The 18,031-nt window shown below is 45.9% G+C and carries 12 protein-coding genes and 2 pseudogenes; 5 read left to right on the top strand and 9 right to left on the bottom strand.

Going from position 1 to position 18,031, the window contains the following annotated elements; translation table 11 throughout:
* Positions 1 to 82: 82 nt before the first annotated feature.
* From MiSe_RS40320 to smc, 4 genes and pseudogenes are all read right to left on the bottom strand, one after another.
* Positions 83 to 199, bottom strand: a pseudogene (locus tag MiSe_RS40320) (PRC-barrel domain-containing protein); the annotation flags it as partial.
* Between the two features lie 220 nt (positions 200 to 419).
* The gene (locus tag MiSe_RS40325) at positions 420 to 1,457 is read right to left on the bottom strand and encodes a PRC-barrel domain-containing protein (protein ID WP_226591413.1); all 1,038 of its coding nucleotides are present in this window, start codon (positions 1,455 to 1,457) and stop codon (positions 420 to 422) included.
* Between the two features lie 44 nt (positions 1,458 to 1,501).
* A complete protein-coding gene (locus MiSe_RS40330; RefSeq protein ID WP_226591414.1) occupies positions 1,502 to 2,722 on the bottom strand; it encodes an RNA-guided endonuclease InsQ/TnpB family protein in 1,221 nt (406 codons plus the stop codon).
* Between the two features lie 183 nt (positions 2,723 to 2,905).
* Positions 2,906 to 6,637, bottom strand: a complete 3,732-nt coding sequence (smc, locus tag MiSe_RS40335) for a chromosome segregation protein SMC (protein ID WP_226591416.1) — start codon at positions 6,635 to 6,637, stop codon at positions 2,906 to 2,908.
* Between the two features lie 506 nt (positions 6,638 to 7,143).
* Between smc and MiSe_RS40340 the strand changes: the two are divergent.
* Positions 7,144 to 7,843: pseudogene (locus tag MiSe_RS40340) on the top strand (Uma2 family endonuclease).
* 91 nt (positions 7,844 to 7,934) lie between these two features.
* Here the strand turns inward: MiSe_RS40340 and MiSe_RS40345 are convergent.
* On the bottom strand, positions 7,935 to 9,824 hold the full coding sequence (locus MiSe_RS40345; RefSeq protein ID WP_226591418.1) for a serine/threonine-protein kinase: 1,890 nt from the start codon (positions 9,822 to 9,824) through the stop codon (positions 7,935 to 7,937).
* Between the two features lie 402 nt (positions 9,825 to 10,226).
* Between MiSe_RS40345 and MiSe_RS40350 the strand changes: the two genes are divergently transcribed.
* Both MiSe_RS40350 and MiSe_RS40355 read left to right on the top strand, forming a co-directional pair.
* Positions 10,227 to 13,001 carry a protein kinase domain-containing protein gene (locus MiSe_RS40350; RefSeq protein WP_226591420.1) on the top strand — a complete coding sequence of 925 codons (2,775 nt, stop codon included), beginning with the start codon at positions 10,227 to 10,229 and terminating at the stop codon, positions 12,999 to 13,001.
* 83 nt (positions 13,002 to 13,084) lie between these two features.
* The gene (locus MiSe_RS40355; RefSeq protein ID WP_226591422.1) at positions 13,085 to 15,454 is read left to right on the top strand and encodes an NACHT domain-containing protein; all 2,370 of its coding nucleotides are present in this window, start codon (positions 13,085 to 13,087) and stop codon (positions 15,452 to 15,454) included.
* A gap of 57 nt (positions 15,455 to 15,511) precedes the next feature.
* On the opposite strand, the gene MiSe_RS40360 is transcribed toward MiSe_RS40355, so the two are convergent.
* Together MiSe_RS40360 and petN are read right to left on the bottom strand one after the other, a co-directional pair.
* On the bottom strand, positions 15,512 to 15,652 hold the full coding sequence (locus MiSe_RS40360; protein WP_226591423.1) for a hypothetical protein: 141 nt from the start codon (positions 15,650 to 15,652) through the stop codon (positions 15,512 to 15,514).
* A gap of 3 nt (positions 15,653 to 15,655) precedes the next feature.
* Positions 15,656 to 15,745 carry a cytochrome b6-f complex subunit PetN gene (petN, locus tag MiSe_RS40365; protein WP_226591425.1) on the bottom strand — a complete coding sequence of 30 codons (90 nt, stop codon included), beginning with the start codon at positions 15,743 to 15,745 and terminating at the stop codon, positions 15,656 to 15,658.
* 69 nt (positions 15,746 to 15,814) lie between these two features.
* On the opposite strand from petN, the gene MiSe_RS40370 reads away from it, so the two are divergent.
* Positions 15,815 to 16,255, top strand: coding sequence for a hypothetical protein (locus MiSe_RS40370; protein ID WP_226591426.1), 441 nt, complete (start codon positions 15,815 to 15,817; stop codon positions 16,253 to 16,255).
* An 11-nt stretch (positions 16,256 to 16,266) separates the two neighbouring features.
* Here the strand turns inward: MiSe_RS40370 and MiSe_RS40375 are convergent, their stop codons facing one another.
* On the bottom strand, positions 16,267 to 16,446 hold the full coding sequence (locus tag MiSe_RS40375) for a hypothetical protein (RefSeq protein ID WP_226591428.1): 180 nt from the start codon (positions 16,444 to 16,446) through the stop codon (positions 16,267 to 16,269).
* The gene (locus tag MiSe_RS40380) at positions 16,415 to 16,585 is read right to left on the bottom strand and encodes a hypothetical protein (protein WP_226591429.1); all 171 of its coding nucleotides are present in this window, start codon (positions 16,583 to 16,585) and stop codon (positions 16,415 to 16,417) included. Before MiSe_RS40380 ends, MiSe_RS40375 begins: the two co-directional genes overlap by 32 nt.
* A 279-nt stretch (positions 16,586 to 16,864) precedes the next feature.
* Between MiSe_RS40380 and MiSe_RS40385 the strand changes: the two genes are divergently transcribed.
* Entirely contained in the window at positions 16,865 to 17,851 is a 987-nt protein-coding gene (locus MiSe_RS40385; protein ID WP_226591430.1) for a phosphotransferase, read from the top strand.
* Positions 17,852 to 18,031: the final 180 nt, after the last annotated feature.

Raw genomic sequence — 18,031 nt, forward strand, 5'->3', positions numbered from 1 at the left:
TTGTGTAGCCCCACCCTAAAGGGTGTGGGCGTTTCAGACAATTGGCGAAGGTATTATTCAAAAAACCGGGTTTCTGAGAAACTTAATACCGATCTTCCTCTTCGTATTCGGGTGCTTTGGTTTTCTCCGGAATATTCAACTTGGGTGCTTTATAAGGTTGAGGCGACTCGTCATCCGCCCAGGCTTCTTGTTCGACATCGTAGTCTTCTTTGTTTAAGAAACCCGGTTTGTTAAACAATACCTTCGCCAAAATCCGACACCCTTAAGGGTGTGGCTATACAAACTTTGGCTGCCAGAGCAGCCTGTAAGAATTTCAGCCCGCTCTGGCGGGCTTGGTTTGTGTAGCCCCACCCTAAAGGGTGTGGGCGTTTCAGACAATTGGCGAAGGTATTATTCAAAAAACCGGGTTTCTGAGAAACTTAATACCGATCTTCCTCTTCGTATTCGGGTGCTTTGGTTTTCTCAGGAATATTCAATTTGGGTGCTTTATAAGGTTGAGGCGACTCGTCATCCGCCCAGGCGTCTTGTTCGACATCGTAGTCTTCTTTGTACTTATTATCCTGGTAGGATTTTGTGGGTGTGCTATCTGATTCGGATTGGGCATAGGATCGGTTGGCTTTGCGATCGCGCGGTTGCGATGCTTCGCTCCAGTTTTCTTCTTCTTCGATATCTTGGTCGTAATACTTGGGTTCGGGTGCTTGGGCGGCTTTCCGCAAAGGCTGACGCTGGACTGCGGGTTCTTCCCACTCGTCGTCATCCCATTCTGGTTCTGCGGGTTTGGTGGCTTTTATCGGCCCAACGGGTGTACGCAAAGGTTCCCCACTACTGAGTAGATTAGCGGGATTGGTGATGGCGCGGGGTCGATAGCCTTCTTCCTCTTCGTCTTGCTGCCAAGGCGCTTTGCTTAATCCCAAACGTTCTACCACGCCGACGGTTAATTGAACTAGGCGCTCTTCAGACCCTTCAAATACAATCAGGCGATTCGGACCGCTGCTGACGATTTCTTCAATTGGTAACTCGTAGGTGCTGATGGTTTCAAAACCGCCTATTCTATCGGGAAGTTGGGGCAGTCCCAAGGAAGCGATAATTAACGAGGTAACTTTTCCATCTTCGGTGTTGAATTTAAACCCCCGCACCCTTCCCAAGAGTTCGCCAGTTTCGGTAATAACTTCGCTGTTAATCAGGGGGCTGTAAGCTTCAACATCTACATCGTCTTCTAAGACGCTGTCATCATCAACTAATATCACATCGCCAATTTGACGAATTCGCTCTAGCAGCATTGCTCGTGGTACGCTGCCAATGGCAAGTAAGTTTTCGCGCAGTCCCAGCGCGACTACTTCCCGCCTGTCTATATCAATCCACATTTGACTCACGATCCCAAGGCGCTTCCCGGTGTCGCGGGTAATCACCTGAGTTCCCATGATGTCTGAGCGTTGGCGGATTTGTTCAGAAGTCATTATTTGTACCGAATTTTGGTTTGAACCCTGTTACTATATCAATCTTATTGACACTCCCCGGTTTGGGGACACGGGGATTCTTCATTCATCGTCAGAACTTGCTCTATCAGGGTTTCCCCAAATAGCGTATAGGTTCCAACTCCTGAAGCGTTACTTCGGGGATGCCCTCCCCTAGTTGCAAGATTTAAGATGTTAATCGCTGCATTATGGTCGCGCTGCAAGACGCAGCCACACGAGCATCGATGAGTCCGTTCTGAGAGTGGTTTGCTGACTGTAGAGCCACAATTTGAGCATTTCTGACTCGTGTAGTGTGGCTTCACGGCAACGACCTTTCGACCAAATTTAGATGCAAAGTATTCTAGATACTCTCTAAACAGTCTCCAACTAACATCGCTGATAGCTTTCGCCAATTTGTGGTTCTTGACCATGTTAGAAACTTTTAAGTCTTCATAGACAATCAAATCGTTAGACTGACATACGCAACGCGCCGTCTTTAAGGCGTGTTCCTGACGCTGTCTACTTACTCTTAAATGTTTCTTGGCATAGCGCTTTCTGGCTTTGATCCGGTTAGCAGAACCTTTCTTTTTAGTATAGATTTTTCTCTGTACCCGCTTGATGCTCGATTCAGCCTTTCTGAGGAATTTCGGATTTGGTTCATGATGACCATTGCTATCTGTGTAGAAATGTTCGATGCCCACATCCAGCCCTATGGCATTCCCTGTTGGTTCCAGGAGTTCTGAGTTGTTTACATCAATACAGAATTGACAATAATAGCCATCAGCCTTGCGGACTAAACGGACGCGCTTAATCGCCTTGATGGGATGCAGATGCACATCCCATTTGCCTAAAAGCTTGACATCCCCAATCCCCTTCTTGTCAGTGAAGGCAATCCGGCGTCCGGTTGGATGAAGCTTCCATCCTGATGTTTTGTACTCAACAGAACGGTTGTCTTTCTGGAATCTGGGATATCCCTTTTTTCCAACCTTCTTGGCTTTGCAGTTACAATAAAATCGAGAAATTGAACACCAGGCGCGTTCTGCACTTGCCTGCACCGCCATTGAGTTTAGGTCGGATACAAAGCTGAATTCCTCACGCAGTTGGGTTGAGTATTTGTTCAAAGCGAACCCATTAACTTTGTCTTTCGATGAAGAGTCCATCCAGAATCGAACGCATTTGTTGCGAATGAACTGGACTGTCCGAACCGCCTCATCGATCGCCCTCAGTTGACTGGGTTTCGCTTTAACCTTGTACTCTAATACCAACATGGCTCGACCTGCCTTGTTTTCTTTCTGTATCTAGTATGTAATAGAGACATAGGGCAATGCCAAGGGGAAATCGCAAAAAAGCTTAAAACTTAGGTAGACTAAAGTCTTTCGCGGTCAGTCCCTTCTAAAGAGAGGGAGTTCGCGCGTTCCTTTATATAAAGCCATTTGCTGGTTATGTTACACTTAGCTGTTTGGGGATTGCAACTTAATGCCCACAACTTGGGTATAAGCGCCCCTGGCTTGGGTAACACCAATCACGCGCTCGGCAGATTTTATCATAGGGCCTTTGTGGCTAACTACAATAAATTGGGCTTGGTGTGACTGTTGTGCAATCATTCTAGCTAATCGTTCGACGTTTGCACCATCCAAAAACATATCAACTTCATCAAAGGCGTAAAATGGCGAGGGACGGTAGCGCTGCAGCGCAAAGATAAAGCTGAGTGCGGTCATTGATTTTTCTCCCCCGGACATGGAAGATAGACGCTGGACTGGTTTGCCTTTAGGATGGGCAACGAGGTTGAGTCCTCCAGCAAAGGGATCTTGAGGGTTGTCTAGTTGTAGGAAACCGTCGCCTTCGGAAAATTCTAAGAAAATGGTTTGGAAGTTTTGGTTAACGGCGTCGAATGCTTCAGTGAAGGCACGCAGGCGCAGGGTGGTAAAATTTTCTATCCGCAGTAGTAGTTCGGTACGTTCTGCTTCCAGGGTAGATAATTTTTGAGATAGTTCTTCTAAGCGGTTTTGGGTGCGTTCGTATTCTTCTAACGCCAGCATGTTGACGGGTTCCATTGCTTGCAGGCGTTTTTGTAGGGTTTTGATTTCTTTGTGCAGTTCGTCTAATTTTACCTGTTCGGGGACCGATGGCAGGGGGTCGGGTAATTCTGCCTGTTTTTCTTGCAGTTGTGCTTGTAAGGTAGCGAGTTCTTCCTTTCTGGTGGTTTGGGTTTCTTGGAGTTTTTGCAATTCCCATTCCAATTGTTGTTTGGCGAGGTGACGCGATCGCAACTCGTTCTCGGTGCGATCGCGCAATACTTTCTCTTCCCCCAGTTTCTGTTCTACTTCTGTTAAGGCTACCTTAGTTTGTCCAATCTGTTCGCCGATTGTAGATAGCCCCTGCATCACGCTGGACAGTTGATTATTCACCCCGATCAGCTGCTGCTGATATTCTTGGAGTCGTTGGTTAGATTCCTGAATTTTTTCTTGCGATCGCTGCTGCTGCGATGCTAAATCTCTAATTCGCCCTTCCGCACTCCGAAGCGTTTGTTCCCGCTGATTTAATACGGCTTCCCGTTCTTTAATAATGACTTGAATTTGCTGCCACTCGCTGGGAGTTTGAGATTGTTCTAATTCTGCCAGGGATTGTCGCACCTGGGCTAATTGTGTTTCTTGCGCGGGTAATTCGCTATCCAAGATTTGCAGGCGTGACTCAGCAAGTGCGAATTCCGAGGTATTTTTCCCTAGAAGATTCCGCGTTCCCTCCTGCTGAGAGATTAAACCTTGGATTTCTTTCCGCAACTGTTCAAAGTGCAATTGTTGTTCCCGCCGTTTTGTTTTGGCTTCGTTTACTTCTTGACTCAGATGTTTGGTTTTTACCGATAACGACTGAATCATTTCGCCGCAGCGTTCTAAAATTACCTCAATTTCTTCTAATCTTTCTTTCAACGCTTCCGCTTCCGCCGACTCTGCCGGATCGCTAATCCCAAACCGCAATCCCGAACGCTGGTTGACACTACCTCCCGTCATCGCGCCGCTACTTTCTAACAATTCGCCTTCTAAGGTAACGATGCGATATTGTCCCAAATGTTGACGGGCGCTATTTAAATTGTCAAACACAACCGTATTACCGAATACGTAAGCAAAAATCTCTCGGTAGCGCGGTTCGCATTCGATTAAATTTACCGCATAGTCTATATATCCATTCGCATAACGCAGCGCCACCGTTGTAGATAATTGCCCCGCGCGAATCTTATTCAAAGGTAAGAATGTAATCCGTCCGGCGCGTTTTTGTTTTAAAATTTCAATTCCTTTGGCGGCGATACTATCATCTTCTACCACTAAATTACCCAACCGCGCCCCAGCGGCAATTTCTAGTGCTAATTGATAGCGCGGTTCGACTTTACCAAGTTGCGCTACTAATCCACAAATTCCCTTTAGTCCGCTTTGGAAAATTACTTGCGCGGCGTATGTTCCCGATGCTTCTTGTTGCGCTTGGGTTTGGGCTTCTAGTTTATCGAGTTGGCGTTGTTTTTCCCGCTGTTCTTGTAATAAACGTTTTTGCGTATCTTGTTGAATTTGTAAATCTTGTTCGGCGGCGGCTAAAGCTTGAGATAAAGATTGAATTGTTTGCTCAGATTCTTGCAGGAGCAATTCAAAATCAACCGCTAGGGATTGTTTGGAAGCTATTTGGGGTTCTAGGGATTGTAAAAGTTGGTTTTGTTCTTCAATTTGTCGCGACAAGTTAGCGAATCTTTCCCTCAGTTGAGCTTGTTCGGTGCGCTGGGGTTCGATAGTTTGGAGTAAAGTTTCGATTTGTCGATTGAGGGCGGTTTGTTGCTGCACCCAAGCTTCGCTGGCGGCGGCGATCGCATCCGCCTGTTCCCTACTTCCAGCCAGTTCCCGCCGCGCTTCATCCCGCCAGGAAATTAAACCAGCAAGTTGGTTCTCAACCGTTTCTTTTTCTATTATTAATTGTTTTAAAGTCTGTTCTTGTTGTTGACTTTCTAGTTGATTTTGTTTTATATTATTATCAAGGGTAACTATTGATAAATCTAACTCCCGTTGCTGGCGCTGAAGTTGACGCTGTTCGGCTTCTTGAGTGGCGAGAGTAGATTGCAAAGCTAATAATTCTTCTTCACCTAAAGCTTTGACGCGGGAATTTAACCGATCGAGTTCGACAGTTTTTGATGCAATTTCTGCGGTGAGGTTGGTTAGCTGTGTGGTGAGGTCGGTGTTTTGGCGATCGCCTGCTTCAATTTGTTCGCGTAAGTTCCAGACTTGATGAGTCAGCTGGCGCACGCCGAGGACGAGTTCCCATAGTTCTTTGTCTTGAAGTTCGGCGCGGAGTTTTTGGTATTTTTCCGCTTTAATGCGGTCAGCAAAGAGGCGATCGCGCTGAGCAATTAATTCTGCCTCTACAATGCGATAGCGGTCTTCCTGCTCTTTGACAGTATTAAGCGTTTCCTTAGCTTGGGAAATTTTACGGTCAAACGCCGCCACGCCAGCGAGTTCATCAATAATTTCCCGGCGTTCCCTGGCGTTCATCGTGATAATGCTGGTGACATCCCCTTGCAGCACCACGTTATAACCTTCAGGATAGATTCGCAGGCGTTCGAGTTGTTCGTGGAGTTCCGTCAGAGTGCAGGATTCGCCGTTGATATAGTAATTCGAGGTATAACTGCCTTGCTGGGTGACGCGCAAGCGGCGGGTAATGCTCCAGTCGGTTGATTTTGGATTGTGAACTCCCCCCTTAGCAAGGGGGGTGAGGGGGGGATCCGATGGTGAATTTTGCACTCCCCCATTGGCAAGGGGGGTGAGGGGGGGATCCGATGGTGAATTTTGCACTCCCCCATTGGCAAGGGGGGTGAGGGGGGGATCCGATGGTGCCTGCTCACCTGCACCCTCGCTCACCTGCTCTTCCTCCCAGATTGCTGGCGCGTCAGAGAGGTCAAACGTAACGGTAACGCTCGCCTCGACGGTACCGCGATGGTTGTGACTGTTGTTAACCAAGTCTGGCAAGCGTTCGGCGCGCATCCCCCTGGAACTGGCGAGTCCGAGACAAAACAGCAGCGCATCGAGAATATTGGACTTACCCGACCCATTTGGTCCAGAAATCACGGTAAAACCGGGCAACAAAGGAATTCCCGTCGTGTTGCCGAAGGATTTGAAGTTGGTGAGTTCGACGCGCTTGATATGAACCATAGGCGCGATCTTAGCTGGGTTTGGTAAGGTACAAGTGTATCAGTCAGTCTAGGGATTCTCAACAGGGTAGCACAGTTGGTCTGTTGAGGTGACTTTGACGGCATGAGGCAATTTTAGCGATCGCTCAGCGATGCTTGACTGGAATTGGAGCGACTACGATTAAAAATGCGGAGTTTTTTGCCATCTCAAGGGTGTATCGGATCTTAAAAATGGGAAGGTATTTAACTCAAGTTGCTAGTTATCTCTCTGGGAGCGGCTAATGGCGTTCCCAGGGGACCGCCTGGGTCACGAGGCTAATGGCGAGATTGGTAAAAATCCTATATTAGCAATTAGCAATTAGCAATTAGCAACGTCCTTGTTTATAACTAGCAACTTGCGTTATTTATTAACTGACAAAGTTGGAAGGGGCAATCTTAGATGAGTTTTTTGAAGTTAGCATAGACACTGGGCAGAAGATAGATGGTTTCACTGCTAAAACGCCAGCATTCAGGGAAGGAGAGGGAACGATGACATTAGATCGCGCGAGGGCAAACCCATTGCCATCTTCTAAGTTACCACCATTGGAAAGCGGTGACCGACTGAGGCGGAGAGAATTTGAACGACGCTACGAGACAATGGCATATGTTAAAAAAGCAGAATTGATTGAAGGAGTGGTATACGTGGGATCTCCAGTACGACACAGAGGACAGGGGAACCCGCACGGTTAGATCGTGGTTTGGTTAGGAACCTATTGTGCTACTACACCAGGAGTTGACTTTTCCGACAATGGGACAGTCGGTCTAGATGAAGACAACGAACCCCAACCCGATGCACTGCTGAGAATTGAAGTTGGGGGACAATCAACAGTTAGCGAAGATGATTATATTGAAGGTGCGCCAGAATTGATTGTAGAAATAGCAGCGAGTAGCGCTTCTTACGAGCTGCATGACAAGCTAAGAGTATATCGTCGCAATCGAGTGCAAGAGTACGTTGTTTGGCGAGTTTATAATCAAGAAATCGATTGGTTCCAACTTAGAGAAGGCGAGTATATCAAACTAGAACCGAATGGCGATGGGGGTGATTTGCTCTAGTGTGTTTCCAGGTTTATGGTTAGGGGTTTCGGCAATGCTCGCCGGGAATTTAGCTGCTGTTATGGCAGTGTTGAAGCAGGGTTTGGATACAGATGAACATCAGGCATTTGTTGCATCAATGACCGGCGAATTTTGAATTTTGAGTTGCTGTTATAAAGAAGGCAGAGGGATAGGTGGTAATTACCAATGACCAATTACCCATTAACAATTACCCATCTTCCAGTGAATTATTGTTTTGGAGTAGGAGGTTGTTGCAATTTTCTAATCTGGTATTGGGCGTCTTTAAAACCTTGGGTGCTACCTTGTTCGAGCCTAAGTTTTGCGGCTTTCTGAAAATCTGCGATCGCTTTTTGTTTATCTCCTATTCCAGCAAGGATGCGACCTCTTTCATAGTAAGCACCTGCATCTTTAGGATTGGCGCGGAGTGCTTGGTTAAAATCTTCCATTGCGCCTTGTCTATCCCCTAAAGCCATGCGAGCGATCGCGCGGTTGTGATAAGCTTCTCCCTGGTTGAAATTGCCGCCACCGGAATTGAGCTGAATCGCAACGTTGCTATCTTCAATTGCTCTTTGATAATTGCCTAACCGGAAGTTAACTAGGCTGCGGTTGAGATAAGCTTGTACCTGGTTGGGATTAATTTTAATTGCATAGGTGCAATCTTCAATAGCTCCTTTGTGATCGCCTGAGTTTGAGCGGGATAAACACCGATTCAGGTAAGCGGCGGCAAATTTGGGATCGACTTTAATTGCCATTGTAAAATCTGCGATCGCGCCTTTTTTATCCCCAAGTTTTTCGCGGACGTGGCCCCGGCTGTTGTAGGCTAGTGCATGTTTGGGATTGATGGCAATTGCTTGGGTATAGTCTGCGATCGAACCTTGAAAATCTCCTAAAGAGAAACGAGCAATTCCTCGGTTAGTGTAGGCTTGATATGCTTGAGCAAAGTTAGTTTTTATTTGCAGCGCGTGGTTGCAATCTTCCATTGCTCGCAAGGGATTTCCCTCCATTAAATAAGCATGACACCGCTTGTTGTAAGCTTCGGCATATTTAGGAGCGATGCTAATCGCTTCGCTTAACTCTTTAATCGCAGCTTTGAAATCTTTTCTATCAATTTTTTCCACTCCCCGATTGTACAGGTAAGCTGCTTTGACTGCTTGCGGTAATTTCTTATAGAAAATCAGCGGCAGGATCAGAAAAATCAGGCTAGCTACCCCGGCTAACATCAGGCGACGCGGTCTTCTCACCCAGCGTTTTAACTGATTCCAGTTAATTATAACCGGGTTATTAATATTTTTCAAATCTGCCAAAACATCACTGGCGGATTGGTAGCGCTGATGGCAGTCATAGCGCACCATTTTGTCAATAATATCTGCTAGTTTTGGTCTAATTTGTACTTGGTTACGCCAGAGGACTTCACCCGTGTTAGGATTGTTGGGGTCGCGCAGTCTGATTAACTCGCTAGCAGATAATCCTGCTAATGCTTGAATGGCAAGCATTCCCAAGGCGTAAATATCGCTGTTAAATTGGGGATAGCCGTGAAATTGTTCGATCGGCATGTATCCGTGGGTTCCCACAGCAACGGTGGGGTTAACTTGCCCCTGCGAATTAACCGCTGGACTGGTTAGTTCTTTGACTAAGCCAAAGTCAATTAAAACTAATTTATTGTCGGAGGAGCGTCTAATTAAATTAGCGGGTTTAATATCCCGGTGGATAATTCCTTTCCCATGCACGAACGCTAAAATCTCTAACACTTCCTCTAAAATGCAAATGACTTGGTCTTCCCCGATGGGGTGACCTGGTGTAATTTCCTGGGTTAATGGATGACCGTCAATGTATTCTTGAATCAGGTAAAATTCACCATTTTCTTCAAAGTAAGCATAGAGATCGGGTAGCTGGTCGTGTTCGCGACCTAGTCTTTCTAAAATTTTGCCCTCGCGTTCAAACAAGCGTCTAGCATTTTCCAGAGTGTAGGGGTCGTCACTGGGGGGTCGCAGGTGCTTGACGACACATTGGGGAGCGCTGGGACGGTGGGTATCTTCTGCTAAATAGGTTTGTGCAAAACCGCCGGAACTCAGTTCAACAACGATGCGGTAACGTCCTGCTAAAAGTTGATTAATCATGCTACCAACCTTTTTGGGTTAGATTATGCCATGAAATCCCGCCAAGGCGTGCATGGAATTCCATCCTCAATCTTAACCGCGCGTTCGCTCCCAGGCTACCTTGTGACAGTTTGCGCCACCGAATTGCGATCGCGATCCCCATCGAGTCCCGCGATTCGCTTAGCGTTGGGTGTGCATATCGCTTCCCCCACAACTAACTTAAGAAATATTTTTTTTAACTATATAATTGTACTTGACTGTTATAGAAAATCTAGCTGGAAAATCTCCGTCCTACATCTGCGGTTAAAAGTCTCTCAAATTTCCCCTTCGGATAGACTCTAATAAATAATGGATAATCATAGAAATAAAATTCGCTATCATAACCATTTTTCTGACTTTCCCTCTTTCCTGGTATAACATCCGATGTCATCGCCGTTGCTGAATAACCGCTATCGTATTATTCAAGCTTTGGGAACGGGTGGGTTTGGCGAAACCTTTCTGGTAGAAGACACCCACATGCCTTCCCGTCGTCGCTGTGTCCTCAAGCAACTAAAACCCGTAGCGAACAATCCCCAAATCGGCGAATTCGTGCAACGGCGATTTGAACGAGAAGCGGCTATTTTAGAACAATTGGGTGAAGGCAACGGACAAATTCCCAATTTATACGCTTATTTTACCGAAGCGGGACGGTTTTATTTAGTCCAAGAATGGATCTCAGGCGAAACGCTGTTTCAAAAAGTGCAGCAGCAAGGACTTTTAGACGAAATTGCAGTTAAACAATTCCTGGTAGATATTTTACCCGTTCTGGAATATATCCACGGCAATGGGGTGATTCACCGCGATATCAAACCTAGCAATATTATTTTCAGGCAGCCAGATGGCAAACCCGTTCTAATTGATTTTGGTATTGCCAAGGAAATTATGAGTACGGCAGTCAATGCACGGGGGGAATTTACCGTTCGTAGTAGGCGCTTCAGCGCCGTCACCTCGGTTGCTATTGGGACGCGGGGTTATATGTCGCCAGAACAAGCGGCAGGTAAACCAGTATTTGCCAGCGATCTTTATAGTTTAGGACTAACGGCGATTTATTTACTCACGGGGAAACTGCCGCAGCAACTGGATAACAATTTAAAGACGGGTGAAATAAATTGGCGCCAAGATAATTCAAAGATTAGCGATAGTTTGGCGGCGGTGATTGATAAAGCGGTGAGAACATTGGCAAGCGATCGCTTCTCCACCGCCGCTGAAATGCTAACCGCTTTGCAGTCGCAGGATATAGTTACAGAAACGATTGACCCATTTTTACTCGCCACGACTGACACCCAGACAAAAGAAAACCCAGACGCAATAAAACTAGTTGAAAACTCCCCCCTCTCCCTTGTCCCCACGTCCCCGCGTCCTCCTTACACTCCCCAAGAATATCGCAACCGCCAAATCTTGCTAAACAAGGTTAAAAATTACTGGGTGAAAGGCGTTTTAGAAACTTCAATCCACGGCAAAGCGATGATTTCTCTCGGTTTAGAGAAACGATTGGATGCCGTAGATCGTCCTTGGGGCATGGTGTGGGAAACCCCCGATCAACCCCGACAAACCTTGCCGATCAATACCAAAATTATCGACCAATTCGACCAACTAGGAGACGGACGAACTTTATTAATTTTAGGCGCTCCAGGTTCGGGTAAAACCACAACGCTGTTAGAACTTGCCCGGGATTTAATTAACCGTGCCGAACAAGACATTAATCAACCGATTCCCGTTGCCTTCAACCTGTCTTCTTGGGCGACTGATAAGCTTAAAATAGCTGATTGGATCGTTCAAGAATTGAATACAAAATATCAGGTATCTAAACCTATCGGTCAAGCTTGGGTAAAAAACGAACAACTGCTACTTTTACTCGATGGTTTAGATGAAGTCAGTCCCCCGCGTCGCCAGTCGTGCGTTCAGGCGATTAATCAATTTATTCAGTCCCACGGCGCAACTGAAATTGTCGTTTGTAGCCGCATTAAAGAATACGAAATCTTATCAAATAGCCTGAAATTTAAAGGCGCAATCTTTATTCAACCGCTAACTATAGACCAAATTCAAACCTATCTTTCCCGTGCCGGAATAGAACTCGCAGCAGTCAAAACGGCACTGCAAGCGGATAGGACTCTGCAAGAATTAGCCAAGTCACCTTTAATGCTCAATATTATTACCTTCGCTTACCAGGGAATGCCAATGACAGATTTACCTGGGATGAGTTTGTCAGAACGCCGCCAGCATTTATTAGACCTATATATTCAACGGATGTTTGATCGCAGAAATGCCAATCCTAAATACTCAAAATCAAAATCCATGCGCTGGCTAATTTGGCTGGCTAAAAACCTATCTCAACAGTCTCAAACTGTATTTTTAATCGAGCGAATGCAACCGAGTTGGTTGTCTAATAAATGGCAAAAACAACTATATTTCTTGATGACTCTGCTCAGTTTTATAGTGCTTGGAGCAGTGTGGGGCGATATGCTGTTGCCGATTAGGCGAGTGTTCGTTCTCCAATTTTTGGTCGGGTTTATTTTTTGGTTTGTTTTCGGTATTAATCAAATTAAACCTGTAGAAAATCTGAAAATTTCTTTAAGAAATACTACTTATAACCTAGGATTAGGTATAATATTAGGAGCTTTATCGGGACTGGTAATAAAAGCAATTTACGATCCGCTATTTCATCCGATGGGATGGCAAATTTATAGCGGTAAAATGCTTGATATGCAATTTGAGTCGTTGCGGCGCGGTGTGGTATTTGGCCTGAGCGTAGGGATAATTATTGGGCTAATTCGCGGTTTAACTAGCCCTTCGATAAAAACAGTTACAGTACCGAATCAAGCGATGCGTCAGTCGGCAAAAAATGCGCTGGTTTTCGGGTTAATTGGATTTTTGGGACTGGCGCTAGCGGCGGCATTATTGCGGTGGCGAATATTGTTTTGGGGGATATTTGGGGCAGGGTTTGGCTTAGTAGCGGGAGGCGGCGAAGCTTGCGTGAAACATTTGATCCTGCGGGTTATCCTTTACTGCAACGGGTGTATTCCTTGGAACTACTCCCGCTTCCTCGATTACGCCACCGAACGCATCTTTTTGCAAAAGGTAGGCGGCGGTTATATTTTCGTCCATCGACTGCTGTTAGAACATTTTGCTTGCACAAATGCGATAATCGGTAATGAGTAGTTGCCATTACCTATTACCTATTAGCAATTAGCAATTAGCAGATATGATTATTATCTAACTAGAATTTACGCTCGCTCTCTCCTATGCCAGATGACCCCCAACCACTCGATATCCCAGGAAACCACACTTTAGCTGCTATCGCGTTTACCAAGTCAGCGAACTTCAGCACGTTGATAGGGGAAGATGAACAACACACCCAGACTATCCTGAGTCGCGATATTGAGCTAATGACCGAAATCTGTCATGATTTTGCAGGCTCTGTGCTAAAATCAACCGGCGATGGCTTATTAATGTACTTTGTCAGCGCCGTCAGTGCCGTCGCCTGTGCCGTACAAATTCAAAAAGCTTTGGCAGCAGAGACAGAAAACCTGCCTCCCCAAGATATATTGCAACATCGAATTGGCATTCATTTAGGGGATGTATTCTTTTGCGACAGCGATGTTATGGGTAACGGTTCCCTCGTGGCGGCGCAACTGCAAGAAGTCGCCGAACCGGGGGGTATTTGTATCTCCCAAACCGTCTACGATGTGGTTAAAAATGGTTTGGCGCTGCAAGCAACTTATTGTGGTTTAAAAGAGTTAAAAAATCTTGCCGACCCAGTGCCAGCGTACCAAGTTGTGCTACCTACAAAAATTGCTGGAGGTGCAGCAGAGGAACGGGTAGCGGATGTTAGAACTTATTTGACTAGGGAACAGTACCGCGATCGCATCATTTTAATTAACAAAGTCAGGAAGTATTGGATCTGTGGAGTTTTGGAAACTGGTTTGCGCGATCGCGCGTTAATCGCACTCGGTTTAAACCCTCGACTCGACGCCTTAGAATTAACTTGGACAAGCGCCGACGCAGCTTTCAACTCCCTACCCCCAGTCACTAAAATTATCGATAAATTTAAACAATTGCCAAAGGGAAGAACGCTGTTAATTTTAGGCGAACCCGGTGGGGGAAAAACCACCACGCTGCTGGAATTAACACGGGAATTACTAATTAGTGCCGAACACGATTATACCCAGCCATTACCCGTTGCGTTCAACCTATCTTCTTGGGGAACAAAGCAAAGTCTTGCCGACTGGTTGCTGCAACAATTGCATATTCAATATCAAGTTTCCAAAGAGCTTGGTAAAAATTGGCTGCAAAATCAACAACTATTGTTAATGCTAGATGGCTTGGATGAAGTCAGCATCCTGGAGCGGGATGCTTGCGTTCAAGCTATTAACCAATTCAGCCTAGAATTCGGACAGACAGAAATTGTTGTCACCAGTCGCCTGCAAGATTACGAGCTATTATCCAATCGTTTAAAAGTTGAAGCCGCCGTTTATTTGCACCCACTAAGTTTAGAACAAATCAATGAATATTTAACCAAGGCTGGAGCCGAACTAGCAGCCTTTAAACAAGCGCTGAAAGAAGATGTCATCCTGCAAGAGTTAGCGCGATCGCCGCTGATGCTCAGCATAATAACACTCGCTTATCAAGGCAAGTCTTTTGAAGATGTGGCTCAAATGTATTCGCTTGAAGAACGTCGCCAACACGTATTTAATGCCTATATCGAACCCATGTTGAAACGCCGGAGTTCCCAGCAATACTCCCAGATTAAAGCCATGCGCTGGCTGATTTGGTTGGCGAAGCAAATGAGGGAAAAGTCTCAAAGCGTATTTTTAATTGAGCTATTACAAAGCTCTTGGTTGCCGAACATTTGGGACAAATTAATTTATGCTATTATTATCGGTGTAATGGCTGGGCTACTTTGCGGAATCGGTGGAGCGTTAAATGTAGGAATTCTGATTGACTGGCAATTGGGAAAAATAGCTGGATTAATTATAACACTGGGAACTGGAATAATAGCTGCAATTTTTGGATTGAAAGATTATAAAATTAACCCCGTAGAAACCATAAAATGGTCAGGGAAAAAAAGTAGAAAAAATCTCAGGCTGGGATTAATTGTCGGGGGAATTTCCGGGGCAATTTTGGGGCCGTTTGGGGGGTTATTTTATAGATTTGTTTTGAAGCTAGGAGATGGTTGGGGTGAAGCTTTATCCTTTGGATTAAGAATCGGTCTGGGTGTAGCGCTAATTTTTGCTTTGTTGCGCGGACTGCACGAGCCTAGTATTGAAACCAGTACAATTCCAAATCAAGGAATTTTGCAGTCAGCTAAAAATGCCAGAATTTTTTTCCTATTAGGAGCAACCGGAATGGGTCTAGTAGCTTTTATACTAGGTTTACCAGTTTTAGTAGGAGCAATTACCGGGTTGCTGTTTGGCGTGTTCGGTGCAGGAGAAGCTTGTATTAAACACTTGGCTTTACGACTTGTCCTTTTCTGCAACCGTTCTATTCCTTGGAACTATGCGCGTTTTCTAGATTGGGCAACCGAACATATTTTATTGCAAAAAGTAGGCGGCGGATATATTTTTATCCACCGCTTACTTTTAGAGCATTTTGCTCAGATGGGGAATAGGTAATTGCTAATTGCTAATTGCTAATTGCTAATAGAAGGATTAACCAATTACCAATTACCGTTAGCGACGAGATTTTTTATCTCGGTCTTGCCGTCGGCGATCGCGCCATTCTACTATCGTTAGGTAGATGACGCCACCCGAAACGGCGAGTAGCAGCACCAAGGAGGCTACAGCGATGACGTTGAGAATTGTTGTTTCCACTTTCTAGAAACCGTTACGACCCCAAATGACCATTGAAATAGAGTATGTAAACAGAACCAGTACCGAAACCCAACCCAAGGTGAGAATATCCATAGCCGTGCTTGCAAAAAAACGATACAAAACTATTACACGTTTAATGATACCAAGCTGGGGAATCTAACTTTGGACAACTTGCAAGCCGAACGGATAGAATCTCTCAAAGCTGGCATCCTGGCGGCTTTTTGCCTCCTGGTGGCGGACGGCATGGCAACGCTTTTCCACCAGGTGGTGTTGGTAAAACAGTTGGACCTGCTTGCCAGTCTGGCACTTACCACCAGTTTCAGCTTACTTGCTTCCTTGGCAATCGCTTGCATTAGCGGTTTTGTCTTCGGTATTACCTACCGCTACGCCATCCGCAGCGACGATAACTCCCACCTCGGCGATGGTGCAGTCCTCGCGTTTGGTTTAGTGCGGGGACTAGCACAACTACAAGCTGGTTTAAATTATCCCGCCCTTTTGTGGTCGAGTGCGGTGCTGGCGCTAGAGAGCCTTGTGTTGTTTGCGATCGCTCGGTATATTCTTGATTGGGCGATCGCCAACACTTGGCTTAAACCCCTGAAGTAAGGTTAAATTTCTTACATCATGCCCGCACGCTCCTCAACAGTCCGCTGCAATCGGGCAACCGTGGCGCGGATTTCGCCCCAGAACTGTCCTGAATGATACAAGTACATGTCCAGCAACAGGTAGTAATGACGGCTAGACAAATCGTGACTCAAACCATCCTCAGCCAGAAAGCACCGAACAAGTACTAACAAGCTCTTGCAGTTCTCCCAGAGTTTGCAGACACTGGGTGATGTGGGCAAGATCGTCAGAAAAGCATTGGAGAGTAATCAAACTCTCCAAAGGTAAAGTTTCGCGATCGCCAGACCGCGATTGATCGGAATTGGATACCATAGACTGTGCCGCTCCTATCGGCTCCTACGTTAGGGGTTGGAAGTCGTCGTGATGCGGTGTTGTCAGCACCGCATCCGGCGCCTTATTTGTTTGGCAGTCAGTATACCACAAACCTTACCCTTTTTCCCTGGTTTGACTACAGGTTCAAAAGCTAAAAATTGTAAAGATTACCCACCTCTTCCTTCTTCTTCCTTCTTCTTCCTTCTTCTTCCTTCGCGTCCTAGCGCTAACGCGCGTTCAATAATACAAATTCTTCGGATGGGAAAAGAGAGAATAAATATGCTTTGGGCTAATACCGAATTTTCCCTAAATTGGTTAACTCATACCTTTGATTTGGGGCAACCCTACACTATAGTTCAGGCAGGTCGCGGTCAAACCAATCGACTGGGAGTACTGCGTCTAGAAACATCTATTGGTTCCTTTGCCATCAAACAATTTGAGCAAGCACCAAAACAGATTGCACTCTTAATCGAAGAAGCCGCCCACAAAACAGGTTTTCCGATGCCGCAACCCCGAAGGGCAATAGATGGAAAACCCTATGGGATTTATACAAATGGGACAAATAATATTTGGGTTCGCGTTTATTCCTGGGTAGAAGGAACGCCTTATGATTGGGGTTTCGTTTCGCCAGAGATTTCCACTCAAATTGGCAAGCTATTGGCAGCAATTCACGCTTTACCCGTATCGTCCTCCGAACTTCAAGATGAACCTTGGATGCCACTCGGTTTGTTTGGCTGGGAGCAATTGGCTCAAATAGCTATGGCAAAAGGTATGGATTGGGCGCTTTCGTTGCAAAACAAAATTCCTATACTTGTGGAATGGGAAGAATATATTGTTTCAAATACAGTCACTGATGAACCTGTCGTTCCTAGCCAGCGAGACTTGCATCCTCCCAATGTTATCCGATGCTTTGATGGTAACCATGTAGTTGTCGATTGGGATGCTGCCGGACCTATGAATGGGCGTGAGGACGTTGCGAAGTTTGCACTCCTATGGGCAACCCCTCCATGTCAACCACCGCAACAGGATGCCGTTCGCGCTTTTATCCGTGGCTATCGTGAGGCTGGGGGTTACTTTGAATCGCGCGGAATCTTGGATTTAAATCATCAAGCTCGAACGCGACTTTGGTGGCTTGCTTATAATGTTCGTCGAGATGTGAGCGACAGTCCCGGTTTTGTGCCTGACCTGACAATAGCTCTACTATCTGGTGTGCATCCGCTCGATTTAGAGGTTTTGAAACGTACCGCAGCTTTATTGGAAATCTAATTAGCCATAAAACCAGTAGGGGCACGGCATCAGTCAGGTTGGTTGCCAGCAAAAAATTCCTCCCTTGCCGTGCCCCGACCAATTATTCATATCCATTCCCGATTCGATATCAAAGTAGGGGCACGGCATCAGTCAGGTTGGTTGCCAGCAATAAATTCCTCCCTTGCCGTGCCCCGACCA

It is taken from the genome of Microseira wollei NIES-4236 (assembly GCF_020521235.1).
Classification (GTDB): Bacteria; Cyanobacteriota; Cyanobacteriia; order Cyanobacteriales; family Aerosakkonemataceae; genus Microseira; species Microseira wollei.